Source organism: Halorientalis brevis, from assembly GCF_042678165.1.
Classification (GTDB): Archaea; Halobacteriota; Halobacteria; order Halobacteriales; family Haloarculaceae; genus Halorientalis; species Halorientalis brevis.
The window spans coordinates 463,926-480,621 of record NZ_JBHUDJ010000001.1; the positions used below are offsets into that span (position 1 = coordinate 463,926).

A 16,696-nucleotide genomic window follows, 5' to 3' on the forward strand; every position below is an offset into this window, starting at 1 on the left:
AGGTCATTAAACTGGATGCTTTCAGGCGATTTGTCGTTTAATGAGTCGTTCTAATTGTTGATAAGCGGGCATAAAACTTATACACATTATGGGACTGTTTCTTTTCATACGGAGACGAAGATATGAAACTCGCGATGATCGGGTTCGGCCAGGCGGGCGGGAAAATCGTCGACAAGTTCCTCGAGTACGACGAACGGACGGGAAGCGGGATCGTCCGCTCCGCCGTTGCCGTCAACACCGCTAAAGCCGACCTACTGGGTCTCGAAAACGTACCGGAAGACAACCGGGTCCTGATCGGACAGGCCCGAGTGAAAGGACACGGTGTCGGCGCCGACAACGAGTTAGGTGCCGAGATCGCCGAAGAAGACATCGACGAGGTGCAGGGAGCCATCGACAACATCCCTGTCCACGAAGTCGATGCCTTCCTCATCATCGCCGGGCTCGGCGGTGGGACCGGTTCCGGGGGTTCCCCGGTGCTGGCGAAACACCTGAAACGAATTTACACCGAACCCGTCTACGGGCTTGGTATCCTGCCCGGCGGCGACGAAGGGGGCATCTACACGCTGAACGCCGCCCGTTCGTTCCAGACGTTCGTGCGCGAGGTGGACAACCTGCTCGTGTTCGACAACGACGCCTGGCGCAAATCCGGCGAGTCCGTCGAAGGTGGCTACGACGCCATCAACGACGAGATCGTCAAGCGGTTCGGCATCCTGTTCGGTGCCGGTGAGGTCAACCAGGGCGGCACCGTCGCAGAGAGCGTCGTCGACTCCTCGGAGATCATCAACACGCTCGCCGGCGGCGGCGTATCCACCGTCGGCTACGCCGCAGAAGAGGTCGAGCAGGAGAACGACGGCGGCCTCCTCTCGCGGTTCAAGGGCGGTGACGACGACGACGGCATGGATTCGGCCAACACCACCAACCGGATCACCAGCCTCGTCCGCAAGGCAGCGCTCGGTCGGCTGACGCTGCCCTGTGAGATCGAGGGCTCCGAGCGCGCGCTGCTCGTCATGAGCGGTCCGCCACAGCACTTGAACCGGAAAGGCATCGAGCGCGGCCGGAAGTGGCTCGAAGAGCAGACCGGGAGCATGGAGGTCCGCGGTGGCGACTACCCGGTGCCGGACTCGGGCTACGTCGCGAGCGTCATCCTCCTGTCGGGCGTCCACAACGTTCCGCGCATCAAGGAGCTCCAGCAGGTGGCCATCGAGGCACAGGACAACATCGACGAGATCCGTGACGAAAGCAAAGCGAATTTAGAGGAGTTAGTCGAGGACGAAGATGATGAGTTGGATCCGCTCTTCTAAGACAGCGGTGGTAGCGGCGCTGCTGGTAGTCCTGCTGGGGGCTACCGGGACGGCGGCGGCGCTAGAGCTGAGTGCATCGAACGTTCCGGAGGAAGCCGAAGTCGGCTCGGAAGTGAACACGACGGTCGTCATCGACGACGCGTACACCGAAAACGCCGAGTGGACCCTCCGCACCGAGACGGAACTGAACAACGTGAGCTGGACGGTCGAGGAGTACGACCAGGGCAGCCGCATCAACCAGTGGTCCGGCGGCGAGAAAACCTTCGAGCAGGCGCTCGCCAGCGACCCCAAGGGCGACGAGGTTCGCATCACGATCCGCGGGGACGTCCCAGCCCTCGAAGATCCGAACTACGAGCCCCGCGAGAACGTCACGCTCGTCGCAGTCAAGCGCACGACGGGTAGCAACACCGAGACGCTGAAGACGTACAGCGTCCACCACTACACGAACGAGAGCAAGACGGCTCGCGAGGCGATCGACTCCGCACAGGCCACCATCGAGCAGGCCGGCGGTGACTCGGAAGCGCAGAGTGACCTCGATCAGGCGATCTCCTCGTACAACAGCGGCAACTACGAGAACGCCATCTCCAACGCCAACGACGCCGAGAACCAGGCACAGCAGAAAAAGCAGTCCAAGCAGACCAACCAGATGCTGCTGTTCGGTGGCATCGGTGCTGTGGTCCTGTTCGTCGTGGTCGGCGGCGTCTGGTACTGGCGCAACCAGCAGGACGACTACGACAAACTGCGGTAAGTTCGTCTCCGACTGCGGCTCGTTTTTCTGCCCCGGTCTTCACCGGCAACCCGCCGCGCGCGGCTATCCGTCGATCGAAGAGACCGGGGTGATTTAGTGGTCCCGCGGAAAGACGCGACCATGCGCGTCGTCGTCCCGTTCGCGACCGAGATGCCCAAGACGCGACTCGGCGGCGTACTCACCGACGCCGAACGCGAGGCCTTCGCTCGCGCGATGCTCAGTGACGTGCTCTCGGCGCTCGACGCGACCGATCACGACCCGGAACTGCTCGCCACTGATCCCGTGGAGAGCGACGTCCCGGTCACCGTCGACGACCGACCACTCACCGAGGCAGTCAACGCGGTACTCGCGTCGTCCTTCGAGACGGGAGCGCACGAGGCGGTCGCCGTCGTCATGGCCGACCTCGCGTTGGCGACGCCACGGGCGCTCCAGAACCTGTTCGCAGCCGACGGCGACGTGGTCCTGGCACCCGGACGGGGCGGCGGGACGAACGCGCTCCTCGTGCGACACCCCGCGTTCCGCGTCGACTATCACGGCGCCTCGATCCGCGACCACCGTCGCGCGGCCGAGCAGGTCGGGGCCACGGTGAGGGAGGTCGATTCGATGCGACTGGCCACCGACGTGGACGAACCGGCAGATCTCGTCGAGGTGCTCCTCCACGGGTCGGGCCAGTCACGCGAGTGGCTCCGCGAAGCGGGGTTCGATCTCGACGTGACCGACGGCAGAGTCGGCCTCGCGCGCGACGGTACACCAGTGGAAACCAACTGACCGCCACATGTTAACAAGCTTCTAAGACCGTCGAGCCCGTAGCGTCGGTACCGTGTCCCTGCCCGCCCGGCTGTACCTGCTCGTCATCACGGTGCTGTTGTTAGCGGCGCTCATGATCTGTATCCCCGTCATCGTCAACATCGTCCGCGAGGGGCTCGACCGTCGTGAGCAGTGGCGAGCCGACGAGATGGAGATGTACAGTCCGGACCCGGAGTTCGAGGCCGGACCGCCAGCAGTGCTCGACGAGGAGACTCCCGACCTGCCACCCGGGATGGTCGCCTGTCCGTACTGCGGGGCGACGAACGAGTCCGGGTTCGCGTACTGTGGCCGCTGCGTGAGCCCGATCTGACGGGCTCGCCGGAACTGGACCCTTTTTCCGAGTCGAGTACGGAGCAATCGATGTGATTCCGGGGGCCACCGAGTACGGGATCGACGTCGCGCCAGCCCAGGCAGCGATCGAGCGATTGCTCGACGTCGAGCCGGCGGACGTCGAGCCGGCAGCCGAACTCTCCTACTGCCGAAACGTGTTCGTTCCGCTGACGACCGCCTGCCGCTACACCTGTACGTACTGCACGTACTACGATCCGCCGGGCCAGGCCGATCTCATGTCCCCCGACGAAATTCGCGAGACGGTCCGTCGCGGCGCGGACGCCGGCTGCACGGAGGCGCTGTTCACGTTCGGCGACGACCCCGACGACCGCTACGCCGCCGTCCACGACCAGCTCGCCGAGTGGGGTCACGACTCGATCCACGCGTACCTCCGGGAGGCCTGCGAGATCGCGCTCGAGGAGGGACTGCTTCCGCACGCGAACCCGGGCGACCAGACGCGCGAGCAGCTGGCACTCGTCGCCGACGTGAACGCCTCGATGGGAGTGATGCTCGAAACCACCGCCGAGGTGCAGGCCCACGGGGGCCCGCGGGCGAAGAGTCCGGGCCAGCGACTCGACACGATCCGGACCGCCGGCGAACTGGGCGTCCCCTTCACGACCGGGATTCTGGTCGGCATCGGCGAGGACTGGACCGACCGCGCCGAGAGTCTGCTCGCCATCCGGGAGTTACACGAGCGCTACGGCCACGTCCAGGAGGTCATCGTCCAGCCGGTCGTCGAGAACGAGCGCTGGCAGGACGGAACGCCCAGCGTCGAGACGCTGCGCCGCGTCGTCGCGATGGCCCGCGCCGGCCTGCCCGACGACGTGAGCGTGCAGGTGCCGCCGAACCTCGCGCCGGCAAGAGATCTCGTCGACTGCGGCATCGACGACCTCGGCGGCGTCTCGCCGGTGACGGTCGACCACATCAATCCCGAGTACGAGTGGCCGGGCCTGCGCGAACTGGAAGCCGTCGCCGACCACGCGGGCGTGCCGCTCACCGAGCGCTTGCCCGTCTACGAGCGGTACGTCGACGAGGAGTGGCTCTCGCCGACGATCCGCGACGCGCTCCGGGCCGACGACGACGCCGGCGAACGGTTCCGAGCGTGTCTGTCCGACCCGCCCGAACAGCAGCCCTGAGCGTCGACTCGCGGGAGACGCAGCCACGGGTGCAGAACGCACCGCGGAGTCCACGGCACCGATTTACTGGAATCGTTCGGCGAGCACCAGCAGCAGCATCGAGGACGACCAGCCGAGCGGTGAGCCCAGAATGTGCTCGCCGCTGTCGGTCGTCTCCTCGGCAAGGTAGCCGCTCGGGGCCGTCTGTGCGAGCACGTCGTCGAGGATCGCGTCGGCAGTGTGGGTATCGCCCGCCCGCGCGAGCGCGCCGGCAGCCAGCAGCTCCCCGGGAATCCAGGCGATGCCCTGCTCCTTGTAGTTCTCTCGCAGCGCGCTCGTGATGGTTCCGACTTCACCGAACGCGGCGGCCCAGCGGGACGGCCAGACAGCCGCGCCGTTGAACCCCTTGAGGTCGCGCTGAGTTCCCCAGAACCCGACGTCTGTGACGAACTGGTCTCGGTCGAAAAACCGGTCACGCAGAGACTGGCCGATCGTCTCGGCGGCCTCGCTGTACGGCGCCGGGTCCTCGTCCGCGACCCGTGCGAGCGTCGCGCCGGACAGCAACCCCTCGTAGGCCATCGCGTTCGTCCAGAGGGACTGGTGCGAGGACGTCGGACCCTCCTGGATGTCGGGCGTCGCGACCAGCAGGCCGTTGCTCGCGACGGCGTCGACGGTGTAGTCGAGCGCGTCTCTGACGGCGGGCCAGGCGGCCCGGCGGAACGACTCGTCACCGGTCTCGTCGTACAGCTCCCGAACCGCCCACGCGTAGATCGGTTGCTGGTCGTTCTCGACGGTGAGGACGCCCGCGTCGACGCCGCGACTGTCGTAGCACTGCCGGAACGAGCCGTCGTCCTCCTGGACGTGCGGGAGGTACCGGGCGAGGTATCGCTTCCCCGGCTCCGGCAGACCGGCGCGGGCGAGCGCGACGGCGGCGAACGATCCGTCACGCGGCCAGGTCGGGTAGTACGAGGGCTGGAGGTTGCCCGACGCCGAGATGCTTCCAGAGGACGGGTCCGCCAGCTTGGAGACCGTGATCGCCGCGCGGACGGCCGCCTCGCGGTACCTGGCCGGGAGCGCGTCGACCTGGAGATTCCCGACCCGATCCGCCCAGTATCGACGAGCGCGAGCCAATCGCCGGTCGCGGCTCGCGGCCAGTTGTTCGGGCAGTCGCGCGACGTCGGGGCCGCCGGTGACGAAGATCGTCAGGTCCTGGTACTCGCCGGGCGGCACCGAAAGGTCGAACCCGAGGACGCCCGAGAGGTAACGCCCCTCGACGCTGGCGCGGTCGCTCTCGACGACGGACGGGAGGAGGCCAGCGGGAGCGTTGGCGGTCGCCTCGTCGGAGTCGCCGGGACCGGTCCGGGCAACGCTGCTATGTGTGACCGGCGAGTCGCCGTAGATCGACAGCTCGTAGGGACCGTCGAGGTCGGTCCAGCGCAGCCCGTCGTCGGCGACGAGGCGGTTCTCGTCGGACTGCCAGACGACGAAGTTCTGCTGGTTGGCCGTGACGTTCGCCTGGGTGTGATAGTAGAACTCGCCGTCGAGGCGCGCACTGGACTCGTTGTGGACCCGGAACTCGCGAGCGATGGTTTCGGTCCCGGGAACGACGCCGAACGTCTCGTCGACGAGGACGCGACCGGCAGCGTCGTCCCGCGAGCGAACCGTGGCGTCGTCTGCTGCCCCGGTGAGTGCGGCGCGCGGGAAGTCGTACTGCAGTTCGAGGAGCCCAGTGTCGGGCTCGTAGTCGATCCCGTGATCGGCGGCGTCGTCCCACAGCCAGGTCGTCGTCCCGTCGAGGCGGAGGCCACCGAACCCGCCCGCGTGTGGTTTCGCTCCCAGGTGCGGCGCAGCGGCGTCGTGAGAGTAGTAGGGGAGGTGGTGGGTGAAGCCGGTCGCGGGAAAGAGGAGCGTGCTCATGCGGCCGGTTTCGGTGACGCCGGCCGCGATGCCGTCGTCCGGCGTCGAGACGAACCCGGCCTCCGCGGAGAGCTCCTGCATCCCGCCGAGCTTGTTCCCGAACAGCATGGTGAGCTGTGGAACGGTCGAGATGGCGGCGTCCCAGCAGTACTGCCAATCGACCGGGGACGAGCGCGCGAGCCGTGCGATCGCCGCCGGTGGGAGATCGAGGTTCCGAAGATCCATGGGCAACGTCGAGAGCCGGTAGCCCGCCGTCGCAGCCCCCGTCGTCCCGGTAACGACCCCGACTTTGGTCAGCGTGGAGAGAAAATCACGGCGCGTGGGACCGTCTACCATGATTTGCGAGGGAGTACCTACGGCGTGGAGACGGAAAAACACTGCCGCCGTCGCGCGGTTCTCGTCAGTCGCTCGTCACGGTTCTGCCGAGATGTACGGCGAGAAAGACCGGGGTGCCAGCGTCACAGCAACGGCGTGCCGTCGGCCTTCGGCCCGAGACGCGGGCCATGGGGCGACTCGTCGGGGTCGAGGCGGCGGACCTGCTCGTAGTCGGTCGAGCGCTCGGCCGGGACGCGGCCGATGGCCGCGATCATGTCCACGTACTCCTGGACCGAGCGGTACTCGCCGAACTCGCCGCCGGCGCGCTTGGTGATCTCCTCGGAGAGGATGGTGCCCATGAAGTCGTCGGCCCCGCAGTTGAGCATCTTCAGGCCCTGGGCGTCGCCGTACTTCACCCACGAGGACTGGACGTGGTCGACGTTGTCGAGGAAGAGCCGCGACACGGCGATCATCAACTCGTCCTCGTCGGTGCTCGCGCCACCGTCGACCATCCCGCGCTCGAACAGCGGCGTGTCGTGATGGACGAACGAGAGCGGGACGAACTCCGTGATCGCGCCGGTGCGGTCCTGCAACTCGCGGACGCGCTCCAGGTGGAGCGCCCGGTGGGCCTCGTTCTCGACGTGGCCGTACATGATCGTCGCCGTCGTGTCGAGGCCGACCGACGCGGCGGCCTCCATCGCCGTCAGCCACTCGCCCGTGTCGATCTTGCCGGGGCAGATCACGTCCCGCACCTCGTCGACGAGGATCTCGGCGGCGGTCCCCGGCACCGAGTCCAGCCCGGCGTCCTCGAGTCGGGAGAACACCTCCTCGTAGGACCAGTCGGTCCCGCGTCGGGCGTGATAGGCCTCTTCGGGCGTCATCGAGTGGACGTGGACGCCGTCGACGCTCATCGCCTCGATCTGCTCGCAGTAGGTGCCGGGATCGGTGTCGTACTCGGCGGCCGGCCGGTAGTTCAGGTCGCCGCGGTCGCTCGCCTGCAGGATCTCCAGGTGTTCGTCGTCCAGCGCGAGCGCCGGATGGAGCCCCGAAACCGACGTCACCTCGTAGATGCCCATCTCGACGGCGTCTTCGACGATCCGCCGGGATTCGGCGGGCGTCTTGGTGAACCCGTCGTGGTCGACGTCGGCACTCGTCCGGAACTGTTCGGAGCGGTCCTTGAAGTTGCAGAACAGACAGCCAGTGTTGCAGGCGGTCGTGACGTTGTTGTTTACGTTGGCGACGAAGGTGACCTGCTCGCCGACGACGTCGGCCCGGCGGCGGTCGGCGGCTTCGAGGACGCGCTCTTTGCGCTGGCGGTCGATCCCCTCGCGATCGGTCCCGGTCGTGAACAGTTCGATCGCGTCGGCGACCGTTAGCCGGTCGCCGTCGCGGGCCTTCGCCAGGGCGTTCTCGAACGACTGGTCCGTCTCAGGTCTGTGATCGAAGTCGAACTCGTCGGATGGGGTGACCGACGGTTCGAACGCGTCCGACATTGCTCGGTCGAACGCGAGGAACGCGCAAAAACGTGGCGGGTCTGCGTTCAGTCGTCGCCGGCCGTTTCGGCCGACCCGCCGAGACCGAGGTCGAGCAGGTCGGACTCCGCTCGGTCGGCGTCGGACGTGGCGCGCTCCAGCGAGATCGTGACCGTACACCCGCGCTCCGTGTTCTCGAACTCGATCTCGCCGCGCGAGAGGTCGACGACCCAGTCGACGAGCCACAGCCCCACGCTGGAGCCGTGTTCCAGCGCCGTCTCGGCCTTCCGTTCCAGCACGTCGAGTTCCGTGTAGGGAATCCCGGGCCCGTTGTCCGCGACCTTCACCACGACCTGTTCGTCGACCCTTTCGACGGCCACGACCACCTGCGGGTCGGTCTCGTCGTTGTGCATCGCCGCGTTCTCGACGACGTTCTCGACGGCCTGGGAGAGCGCCCAGTGTGCGCGCACCGAACAGCGATCGGGCAGCGACGTCTCGAAGTCGACCGCGGGGAAATCGGTCGCGACCGTCTCGACGGCGTCCTCGACGATGTCCACCACGTCGAGTTCGTTCCGGGTGCGGTCGCCTTCGAGCAGCCGTTCGACGGTTCGGGCCTTCTCGCTCGCGTCGAGGAGGTTGTCGCTTTTCTCCTGGATGGTCTGGAGCCGTTCGGCGCTCAGTCCCGTCGCCTCTTCTTCGAGCAGTTCGGCGTTCGTCTTGACCACCGAGAGGTCGTTACGGACGTTGTGCCGGAGCACGCGGCTGAGCACCTGCTTCAGCAGGTCGAGTTCGTGCTGTTTCTGCCGCAGGTCCGTCACGTCGTAGAAGAGTACCGTCCAGCCCAGTCGTCGGTCGTTCCGGTCGGTCAGCGCGGAGACGCGAACCAGGAAGGTTCGCGTGGTGCCGTGGATAGTCGTCGTGAACTCGTGCCCGTCGAGCAAGTCCGCGACGGCGGCGGGGTCGGACGCAGTTCCGTCGGTCGACTCGTCGGTCGAGCGGACGCTCGGCAACGTCTCCGCCAGTTCGACCATCGCGACGACGCCCTTGCCGACGACGTCGTCGTCGAACCCGAGCAGGTGCTCGGCCGCCTGGTTCAGTTCGATGACCACCCCGTCGGCATCGTAGACGAGGACGCCCCCGTCGATGGCCTCGATGAGAGCGTTCTCCGGCAGCGACACGACGTCGTAGGTGCCCGAGCGAGCGATCCCGACCGCGACGAAGCTGCCCGCGACGACGTACGCGAGCGGCTGGGGCTCGAACGCGGCCGGAAAGAAGGCAAAGCCGACGCCGAAGAGCACGGCCGTCGCGCCGGCCAGCACCAGCATGGTGTTCCGCCAGCGGTACAGTTGCTGGTCGGCTCCCAGCGTGTACGCCGCGAGCGAGGCGACGCTCCCCGCGACCAGCAGCGTCACGTACCCATAGTACACAAGCATCGCCGGCCCGAAGGAGAACGTCAGCGGCGAGGCCAGGCCCGACGGATCGGCCACGGCGACCGACGACCAGAACAGCGAGTGTCCGCCGGCGAACGCCGGGGACGCGTTGGTGACGATCACGAAACTCCCGAGTCCCAGGGGGAGGGCGACGAGCGCGAGCGCCCGCCGGGTCGCCAGCCGGCGACGGTCCGTCCAGACCAGCGTGAAGACGTACCAGAGGAACACGACGCCCGCGCCGAGAACGCTGCACAGCTGCCAGAGCAGTACCTTCGTGGGCAGCGACGGCGCGATCAGCAACAGCAGGTACAGCATCGACTGGACGGTGCCGACGAGCGCTGCGACGAGCAGGAACTGCATCCCCGTGACGTTCCGGTTGGTCCAGTAGAGATACCCGAACGCGGCCATCGCTACGGCGCTGAGCAGATACCCCCCGAGAAGCAGTGCACTCGTCACCATCGGATACGGATAGGTGACGGGTAAACCGCCTTGTAGGTTTGGCCCGCGTTCTCAGTTTTGAGTCCGGTCGACTGCAGCGTACGAGTCTCGCGGCGGCAGGTCTAACGCTCCGGCAGTCAGAAGAGGACGCCCGCCTGGAGCGCGGCCACGAGCACCGTGAGGACGCCGACGCTGGCGACCGTGGTCGTGAAGATCGCGGTGCTCAGGTACTCAGGCGCGGAGATGCCGTCGTGGGTGACGGTGTCGGCGTACTCGATGGTCAGGGCCAGCGGGATCACGGCTGCCGGGGTCGCGGACTCGAGGACGAACACCTTCGCGACCGTCGGATCGGCAAACCCAAGCGCGAGTGCGAGTCCGATCCCGACGAACGGGGCGACGACGAGCTTCAGCACCGATGGTGTGACCGAGCGGGAGACCGCCGTCACGTCCGTCTCGGCCAGTTGAATGCCGAGGATGAGCAACATCACGGGGATCGACGCGTCGCCGACCAGGCCGATCGTCTCCATGACGGCGGTCTCGGGGGCCGGCGCGACGCCGAGTGCACGCACCACGACGCCGGCGACCACCGCGTACAGCAGCGGGAGTCGGAAGATCTCCGTCACCGCCCCGACCGCGCTGCGACTGGTTCCCCGAGAGGCGATGTAGACGCCCAGCGTGTAGACCACGAGGTTCTGGACGGTGAGATAGAGGACGGCGGTCGTGCGGCCGGTGTCCCCGAACGCGAACTCGGAGAGGGGGATACCGACGAACCCCGAGTTCGGGAACGCCGCGGCGAGCATGAGTGCGCCCAGGAGCGGCCCGGACTCGCCGGTGAGTCGGCCGACTGCCCAGGCGATGGCGATCATGAGCACGGCGTAGCCGACCACGCCGACGCTCAGCTTGACCACCGCGCCGCCACCGAGGTCGGTCGTCACGATGCTGTGGAAGGCCAGCGCCGGCACGAGCACGTACAGCCCGGCCGTGTTCAGCGGTCCGACCTCGACGTCGGTGGTCAGCGCCAGCAGATAGCCCACCACGGCGACGGCGAGGATCGGCAACACGGCGTTGGTGAACGCGGCCGTCAACGACACGGTGACTCACCCCCGCACGAGGGTCGCACTGGTCGCTGTCGAAGTCTGGCGTCGATCGTGCGTGTCACTGCGAGGTGCATACGCCTCCTCGGCGCTCGACCCACGAGTATCATTTCAGAAACCCATTCAGTCGCGGAAACGTCGTCAGCGGCGCGTGGACTTTCAGCGCCTGAAACCGTTTCGCGGTTCGAAGCCCTCTATGTCGGTGACCGAGTACCCGACCCTATGAGCGATTCGCTCGCGGAGATCGAGTTTCTCGCCGGGTCGCCCTATCGGATCGAGGTGTTACAGGCGCTGACCGACGACGCGTACACGCGCCGGGAACTCGGCGACGCCGTCGACGCGTCACAGCCGACGATCGGGCGCGTCCTCAGAGATCTCGCCGAGCGACACTGGATCGCCTACGACGGGGAGCGCTACCGCGCGACCGCGACCGGCGAACTCGTCGAAGCCGGCATCACCGACCTCCAGGACCGCCTCGAGACGGAGACGCGGCTCCGCGACGTGATCCCCTGGCTCCCGACCGAGGCGATGGACGTGAGCCTCCAGGCGTTCAGCGACGCGACGATCACCACCCCGAGCGGGACGCGACCGAACGCCCCGATCCAGCGAATGGTCGAACTGCTGGAAGAGGCCGACACCGCGCTGCTCCTCTCACACTCGTTCAACAGGCACAAGCTCGACCTGCTGAGCGAGCGGGTCACCGACGGGACGCTCACCGCGAAGGGCGTGTTCAGCGCCGACGCGATCGACGCGATCGTGGAGACGCCAGAGCTGAGCCAGCGACTCCGCGAGATCAACGACGCGGCGGGAGCGTCGATCCGGGTGGCCAGCGAGGAGGTCCCGTTAGCGATGGAGGTCACCGACGACCGGACGCACCTGCTGTTGCGTGACGAGGAGGGCCTCGTCCGCGCCTCGATCGACACCGACGACGAGCGCGTCAGGGCCTGGGCAGCGGACGTCCACGAGCGCTACTGGGAGCGAGCGACACCGATCGACAGCGCCGAAATCGGATGAAAACGTCTTAGTGGTGAGGGGCGAACCACGAGACAATGACCAGCAGTCAGCGTCTCGGCGGACAGCCGGGGGAGACGAGATGACGAGCGTCAAGGAGTTCCGGATCGAGGAGGACGCGACCGCCACCGAGTTGGGTCGCGGTGCGTTCGTGTTCACGGACGACTACTCCGTGTTCGACTGGGGGAAGATGCCCGACGCCATCCCGAACAAGGGCGCGAGCCTCTGTACGATGGGCGCGTTCAACTTCGAGTTGCTCGAAGCCGCCGGCGTCCCGACCCACTACGAGGGCGTCGTCTCCAACGGCGAGATCGTCCCCCTCGAGGAAGTGCTCGATCCGCCCCGCGAGATGGCCATCCAGCTGACCCAGGTCCCCGACCTACCCCACGACGGCCGCGACTACGACTACGAGAGTTACTACGCCGACGCCGGCGACAACCACCTGATCCCCCTGGAGATCGTCTTCCGCAACACCGTGCCCGTCGGATCGAGTCTCCGCTCCCGCGCCGACCCCGCGGAGTTCGACCTCGACTACGACGAGTGGCCCGAAGAGGTCGTCGACCTCCCGGAGCCGGTCGTCGAGTTCTCGACGAAACTGGAAGAGTCCGACCGCTACCTCAGTCGAGCGGAAGCAGACGAGATCGCAGGTCCCGTCGCCATCGACGACCTGGAAGAGACGGCGCTGGCCGTCAACGAACTCGTCACCGAACGTGCCCGAGAGTGCGGCCTGGTCCACGAGGACGGCAAGATCGAGTGCTTCTATCACGACGGACAGGTGTACGTCGCCGACGTCGTCGGGACGTTCGACGAGAACCGCTTCTCGTTCGACGGCCAGGAGGTCTCGAAGGAGGTCATCCGCCAGTACCACAAGCGGACCCAACCCGAGTGGGTCGAGGCCGTCAGCGAGGCCAAATCGGAGGCCAAAGCCGAAGACCTCGCCGACTGGAAGTCCCTCTGTGAGCAGGATCCGGAACCGCTCCCGGACCACGTCGTCGACGCCGCTCGCGACCTCTACACCGCGGGAACCAACGCCTACATCGGCCGCGACCTGTTCGAGGCACCGACGCTGTCCGAGGCCGTCGAGAGCGTCCGAGAACTGAAGTAGGAAGAGCGCAGTCGATTTTTGCGAGCGCGGAGCGGCGTTCGTGTTACTGCTGTTGGGGCTGTGGGACCGACACCCGTCCGGAGACGAGACTGCCCACGCAGAGGGTGCCACCGGCGAGGGCCGGCAGCGCCCACAGCGGATCGTGATACATGAACACGAAGGTGTCGATGGCCAGTCCGATGCCGACGGCGCCGGCGACGGGTGCCAGCCGCGGCTTCATGAGCGCCAGCAGCCCCATCCCGGTGATACCCACGGCGATGTTCATCACGTGTATGATCGGGAGGATGAAGCCGAACGTCACGTCCTGCGTCAGGTACGCGGCCGTGACGAACCCGGCGACCACGAGGACGATACCGCCCGCCTCAGTTATGCTCCGCGTTTGCATGTTGTATTTTACTTCTGTACTGGCCGTAATAAACTTAATGAGCCACCAGTAGCAGGTCCTTGAGTACCTCGGGAGAACCGTGCCAGCCACGGCCGTGACTGGCGTCGAAACGTCAGAGGACACGTAGAGAACGTGACCGACGGGAGACGGGCCGTCGAGAAGCGGCCGCCCTGAACAGCACCGGTTCAGCCGCCGGCTTCAGCGAACCCGACATCGCGGCTCGGACCGGCGTCCTCCTGCTCGCGGCTCGCTCCACTCACCGCTCGCACAGTCCGAGGCCTCCCATCCGGTCGGCCTCGCGTCAATCGTCGGCTTCAACGAAGCCGATATCGCGGCTCGGACCGACGTCCTCGCCGGTCAATCATCGGCTTCGGTCTCTTCCGGCTCCTGATTCGCCACGACCTCGCCGAGCCCGTCGATCGGCCGATCGGGATTGGCCCTGTCGAGATCGTCCGGCGCACCGAGCTGGACGGACTCCTCGCTGACGTCGTCGCGGAGTCGCGTGCGCCCGCGGTGGACGGACACCTCGTCGTCGAGGTGGAGTCCGATAGCTTCGATGAGGGCCTCGGCCTCCAGCGGCTGGCCCATCTGCTGGAGTTCCTCCTCGGTGGCGTCGTCCGGGACGTTGAACGCCCGCTGGGTGATGATGGGGCCCTGATCGAGGTCGGTCGTGACGTAGTGGGCGGTCACGCCGGCGATGCGGACGCCCTCCTCGATGGCCTGCATGTACGCTTCGGCACCGGGGAACGCCGGCAGCAGGGAGGGATGGACGTTGATGATGCGGCTCTCGTAGCGGAAGACCACGTCGGGACTGAGAATGCGCATGTAGCGCGCGAGGACGACGAGGTCTGCCTCGTACTCCGAGAGGAGTTCGAGGAGGTGGTCCTCGTCGGGCGTCCCTTTCTCGTCGCCGATGTCGTGGAAGGGGACGTCGTACTTCTCGGCCAGCGGCTGGAGGTCGTCGTGGTTGCCGATGACGACGCCGATGTCCGCGCCCAGGTCGCCGTTGGCCCAGGCCTCGAACAGCGCTTCGAGACAGTGGGACTCCTTGGTGACGAGGACGGCGATGGACTGTGTCTCCCGGTCGGCCGGGAAGCGGACCTGAATGTCGACGCCCAGATCGTCGCCGAGGTCGGTCAGGTCCTCGCGGAGTTTCTCCTCTGTGCAGACCATCTCCGTGGTGTCGACGTGCATCGTCATCCGGAAGACGCCCTCCCGGACGGCCTGATCCAGATCCTCGATGTTGATGCCCCGCTCGAACAGCAGGCTGGTGACGTTCGCGATCAGTCCGGTGTCGTCCTCGCCGACGACGGTGATTTCGGTCAGTTTGTGCTTGCGCGTCACGGCGACCACCACCGGCACCCGCGTGCGAGGGTACTCATTGGTCACCGACTCAGCATGGGCCGGCGAAAAAAGTTGTTTTTTGTCGCCAGCACGCGCATTGCCACCGAATACACCCCGCCGCATCGAACCCGCAGCGCTCACGCCGTAGACCTTTGTGTGAGAGCAGCGAAGGCGACGACGAACGCAGGATGCGCTACGCCACGTTCACCGTCGTCGCCGAGTCGGGCTTTACCGGCGTCGGACGGACGATCTCGAGCCACCCGGCGATTACCCACGAAGGCATCCAGAACATCACGCTGCTGGGCGACGGCACCGTCCTGATGCTCACGCAGTTGCGAGGCGACCTCGAACTCGCCCGGACCATTCTGGAGGAGCGCGACGACATCCGCCAGTGCGAGGTGTTCGGGCGCGAGGAGGGGTACGCCTACATCCACGCCGAGGCGACGGAGGTCGTCCAGCAGTTGCTCACCGTCGAGCGCGAGCACGAAGTGCTCATCTCCACGCCGATCGAGTTCGGCGAGGCTGAGCATGGTAAGGGAGAAGAGTTGCGCGTGACGCTGCTGGGCGAGGACCGCACGCTCCAGCGCGTCGTCTCGAACGCGCCCGACGCCGTGGACGTGCGCCTCGAAGAGACCGGCGAGTACCAGCCGAACCTCGACGAGGTCGCGGCGCTGCTCACCGACCGCCAGCGAGAGATCCTCGCGACGGCGGTCGAGATGGGATACTACGAGGTGCCGCGGGAAACGACCCAGCGGAAGATCGCGGACGCGCTCGACGTCGCGCCGGGGACGGTCACCGAACACCTCCAGAAGATCGAGTCGAAAGTCCTCACGCCGCTGGTCCGGTGAGCGGTGCGATCAGTCGCTCGCCGCTGGGTCGTCGACGTTCTCGAGTTTCACCAGTTCGTCGACGCCCGGGATTTCGGCCGTCGCGTCGGTCAGGATGTCGATGCGCCGCGTGAGTTTGTCGCTGGCGTACTCGACCAGCGGGACGGGATCGGCCTCCTCGACCTGATTGGCCTGCACCGTCTCGGAGATCAGCGGGAGCAACGACTGCAACGTGTCCTGGACGACGGCCTCGTCGACGCCCTCCTCGTGGATGAGGTGGCGGACTTTGTGCATCCCGAAGCCGACGTGGCGGCCCTCGTCGGAGCGGACGAAGTTGACGCCCTTGACCAGCCCCGGCAGATGCGCCGTCTCGATGTCGTCGGCGTAGATGTCGGACTTCTCCTCTTTGAACCGGGAGGTGAGCCCGTAGTAGCCGGTCTGGGCCAGCACGCTCTCGACGACGAGGTGGTAGTGACAGTACGCCTTCGCCCGGTTCTCGGGCGTGTCCTCGGTCAGCAGGCGCTCCATGGCGGCTTCGGTCCGGTCGAACAGTTCGACGTACCCTTCGGGGAACCACCGCTGGTCGGTGGGGTTGACCACCTCGTAGCCGCGCTCCTCCGCAACGGGGTTGATGACGTTTCGCCAGTACCGGTCGAAAAACTGGGTGTGTTTGGCCTCCTCGTAGATCTGACTGGAGACGAACATCTGGTCGTCGATGTCCTCGAGCACGAGCGCGAGCGGCATCAGGTCCTCCGTGACGGCCTCTTCGCCGGCCCCGAACAGCGCGATGGTCCCGCGGAGGGCGTCGAAGTGCTCCTGACCCTGGTCCTCCTGCGCGAGCATGTTCTCGCGGTCCTGTTCGAGCAGGTCCTCGGACACGTCCTCGTAGGGGTCCCAGTGGCGGTAGACGGCGTTCTCGAAGTAGCCCTGTGCGAACGAGTCCGGGTCGAGTCGCATGTCGCGACTCGTGTCCTCGACCTGTGTCATACTACCACGTGCCACAGGGATGTGCATACGACTGCTGCCTAGCTTGCTAGGTGGATTTTTGTATCAGTCG

15 protein-coding genes are annotated in these 16,696 nt (G+C 66.6%); 8 read left to right on the top strand and 7 right to left on the bottom strand.

What is annotated here, in order from left to right:
- The first annotated feature begins 122 nt into the window (after positions 1-122).
- From ACFR9U_RS02400 to cofG, 5 genes are all read left to right on the top strand, one after another.
- Positions 123-1,301 carry a tubulin/FtsZ family protein gene (locus tag ACFR9U_RS02400; RefSeq protein ID WP_247377063.1) on the top strand — a complete coding sequence of 393 codons (1,179 nt, stop codon included), beginning with the start codon at positions 123-125 and terminating at the stop codon, positions 1,299-1,301.
- A complete protein-coding gene (locus tag ACFR9U_RS02405) occupies positions 1,279-2,049 on the top strand; it encodes a hypothetical protein (protein WP_247377061.1) in 771 nt (256 codons plus the stop codon). The genes ACFR9U_RS02400 and ACFR9U_RS02405 overlap by 23 nt, the downstream gene beginning before the upstream one ends.
- A gap of 120 nt (positions 2,050-2,169) precedes the next feature.
- Entirely contained in the window at positions 2,170-2,817 is a 648-nt protein-coding gene (gene cofC / locus ACFR9U_RS02410; protein WP_247377566.1) for a 2-phospho-L-lactate guanylyltransferase, read from the top strand.
- A 52-nt stretch (positions 2,818-2,869) separates the two neighbouring features.
- Entirely contained in the window at positions 2,870-3,166 is a 297-nt protein-coding gene (locus ACFR9U_RS02415; RefSeq protein WP_247377058.1) for a DUF7577 domain-containing protein, read from the top strand.
- Between the two features lie 52 nt (positions 3,167-3,218).
- On the top strand, positions 3,219-4,322 hold the full coding sequence (gene cofG / locus ACFR9U_RS02420; protein WP_247377056.1) for a 7,8-didemethyl-8-hydroxy-5-deazariboflavin synthase subunit CofG: 1,104 nt from the start codon (positions 3,219-3,221) through the stop codon (positions 4,320-4,322).
- Between the two features lie 63 nt (positions 4,323-4,385).
- Here the strand turns inward: cofG and ACFR9U_RS02425 are convergent, their stop codons facing one another.
- The 4 genes from ACFR9U_RS02425 to ACFR9U_RS02440 all read right to left on the bottom strand — a co-directional run bounded on the left by ACFR9U_RS02425 (position 4,386) and on the right by ACFR9U_RS02440 (position 10,964).
- On the bottom strand, positions 4,386-6,554 hold the full coding sequence (locus ACFR9U_RS02425) for a glucosidase family protein (RefSeq protein ID WP_247377055.1): 2,169 nt from the start codon (positions 6,552-6,554) through the stop codon (positions 4,386-4,388).
- A 122-nt stretch (positions 6,555-6,676) separates the two neighbouring features.
- On the bottom strand, positions 6,677-8,026 hold the full coding sequence (gene cofH / locus ACFR9U_RS02430; protein WP_247377053.1) for a 7,8-didemethyl-8-hydroxy-5-deazariboflavin synthase subunit CofH: 1,350 nt from the start codon (positions 8,024-8,026) through the stop codon (positions 6,677-6,679).
- Positions 8,027-8,073: 47 nt separating this feature from the next.
- Positions 8,074-9,894 carry a histidine kinase N-terminal 7TM domain-containing protein gene (locus ACFR9U_RS02435; RefSeq protein WP_247377051.1) on the bottom strand — a complete coding sequence of 607 codons (1,821 nt, stop codon included), beginning with the start codon at positions 9,892-9,894 and terminating at the stop codon, positions 8,074-8,076.
- Between the two features lie 116 nt (positions 9,895-10,010).
- On the bottom strand, positions 10,011-10,964 hold the full coding sequence (locus ACFR9U_RS02440) for an AEC family transporter (RefSeq protein ID WP_247377049.1): 954 nt from the start codon (positions 10,962-10,964) through the stop codon (positions 10,011-10,013).
- A 225-nt stretch (positions 10,965-11,189) separates the two neighbouring features.
- On the opposite strand from ACFR9U_RS02440, the gene ACFR9U_RS02445 reads away from it, so the two are divergent.
- On the top strand, positions 11,190-11,981 hold the full coding sequence (locus ACFR9U_RS02445; RefSeq protein WP_247377047.1) for a helix-turn-helix transcriptional regulator: 792 nt from the start codon (positions 11,190-11,192) through the stop codon (positions 11,979-11,981).
- Between the two features lie 79 nt (positions 11,982-12,060).
- Positions 12,061-13,083: a phosphoribosylaminoimidazolesuccinocarboxamide synthase gene (locus ACFR9U_RS02450; protein ID WP_247377045.1), complete on the top strand. Its 1,023-nt coding sequence runs from the start codon at positions 12,061-12,063 to the stop codon at positions 13,081-13,083.
- A 43-nt stretch (positions 13,084-13,126) separates the two neighbouring features.
- On the opposite strand, the gene ACFR9U_RS02455 is transcribed toward ACFR9U_RS02450, so the two are convergent.
- Both ACFR9U_RS02455 and ACFR9U_RS02460 read right to left on the bottom strand, forming a co-directional pair.
- Positions 13,127-13,468, bottom strand: coding sequence for a hypothetical protein (locus tag ACFR9U_RS02455; protein WP_247377043.1), 342 nt, complete (start codon positions 13,466-13,468; stop codon positions 13,127-13,129).
- A 357-nt stretch (positions 13,469-13,825) separates the two neighbouring features.
- Positions 13,826-14,821, bottom strand: coding sequence for a formyltetrahydrofolate deformylase (locus tag ACFR9U_RS02460; RefSeq protein ID WP_247377563.1), 996 nt, complete (start codon positions 14,819-14,821; stop codon positions 13,826-13,828).
- 143 nt (positions 14,822-14,964) lie between these two features.
- On the opposite strand from ACFR9U_RS02460, the gene ACFR9U_RS02465 reads away from it, so the two are divergent.
- Complete coding sequence (locus ACFR9U_RS02465; RefSeq protein WP_379813697.1) at positions 14,965-15,660, top strand: helix-turn-helix domain-containing protein; 696 nt, start codon at positions 14,965-14,967, stop codon at positions 15,658-15,660.
- Positions 15,661-15,669: 9 nt separating this feature from the next.
- Here ACFR9U_RS02465 and ACFR9U_RS02470 read toward each other — a convergent pair whose 3' ends face one another.
- Positions 15,670-16,626, bottom strand: coding sequence for a ferritin family protein (locus tag ACFR9U_RS02470; protein ID WP_247377037.1), 957 nt, complete (start codon positions 16,624-16,626; stop codon positions 15,670-15,672).
- Positions 16,627-16,696 lie beyond the last annotated feature (70 nt).

Excerpts from the sequence above, each read along its gene's own strand:
- cofH (WP_247377053.1), bottom strand. The coding sequence starts at position 8,026 with ATGTCGGACGCGTTCGAACCGTCGGTCACCCCATCCGACGAGTTCGAC.
- ACFR9U_RS02435 (WP_247377051.1), bottom strand. The coding sequence starts at position 9,894 with ATGGTGACGAGTGCACTGCTTCTCGGGGGGTATCTGCTCAGCGCCGTA.
- ACFR9U_RS02450 (WP_247377045.1), top strand. The coding sequence starts at position 12,061 with ATGACGAGCGTCAAGGAGTTCCGGATCGAGGAGGACGCGACCGCCACC.
- ACFR9U_RS02455 (WP_247377043.1), bottom strand. The coding sequence starts at position 13,468 with ATGCAAACGCGGAGCATAACTGAGGCGGGCGGTATCGTCCTCGTGGTC.
- ACFR9U_RS02405 (WP_247377061.1), top strand. The coding sequence starts at position 1,279 with ATGAGTTGGATCCGCTCTTCTAAGACAGCGGTGGTAGCGGCGCTGCTG.
- ACFR9U_RS02425 (WP_247377055.1), bottom strand. The coding sequence starts at position 6,554 with ATGGTAGACGGTCCCACGCGCCGTGATTTTCTCTCCACGCTGACCAAA.
- cofC (WP_247377566.1), top strand. The coding sequence starts at position 2,170 with ATGCGCGTCGTCGTCCCGTTCGCGACCGAGATGCCCAAGACGCGACTC.
- ACFR9U_RS02470 (WP_247377037.1), bottom strand. The coding sequence starts at position 16,626 with ATGACACAGGTCGAGGACACGAGTCGCGACATGCGACTCGACCCGGAC.
- ACFR9U_RS02445 (WP_247377047.1), top strand. The coding sequence starts at position 11,190 with ATGAGCGATTCGCTCGCGGAGATCGAGTTTCTCGCCGGGTCGCCCTAT.
- ACFR9U_RS02400 (WP_247377063.1), top strand. The coding sequence starts at position 123 with ATGAAACTCGCGATGATCGGGTTCGGCCAGGCGGGCGGGAAAATCGTC.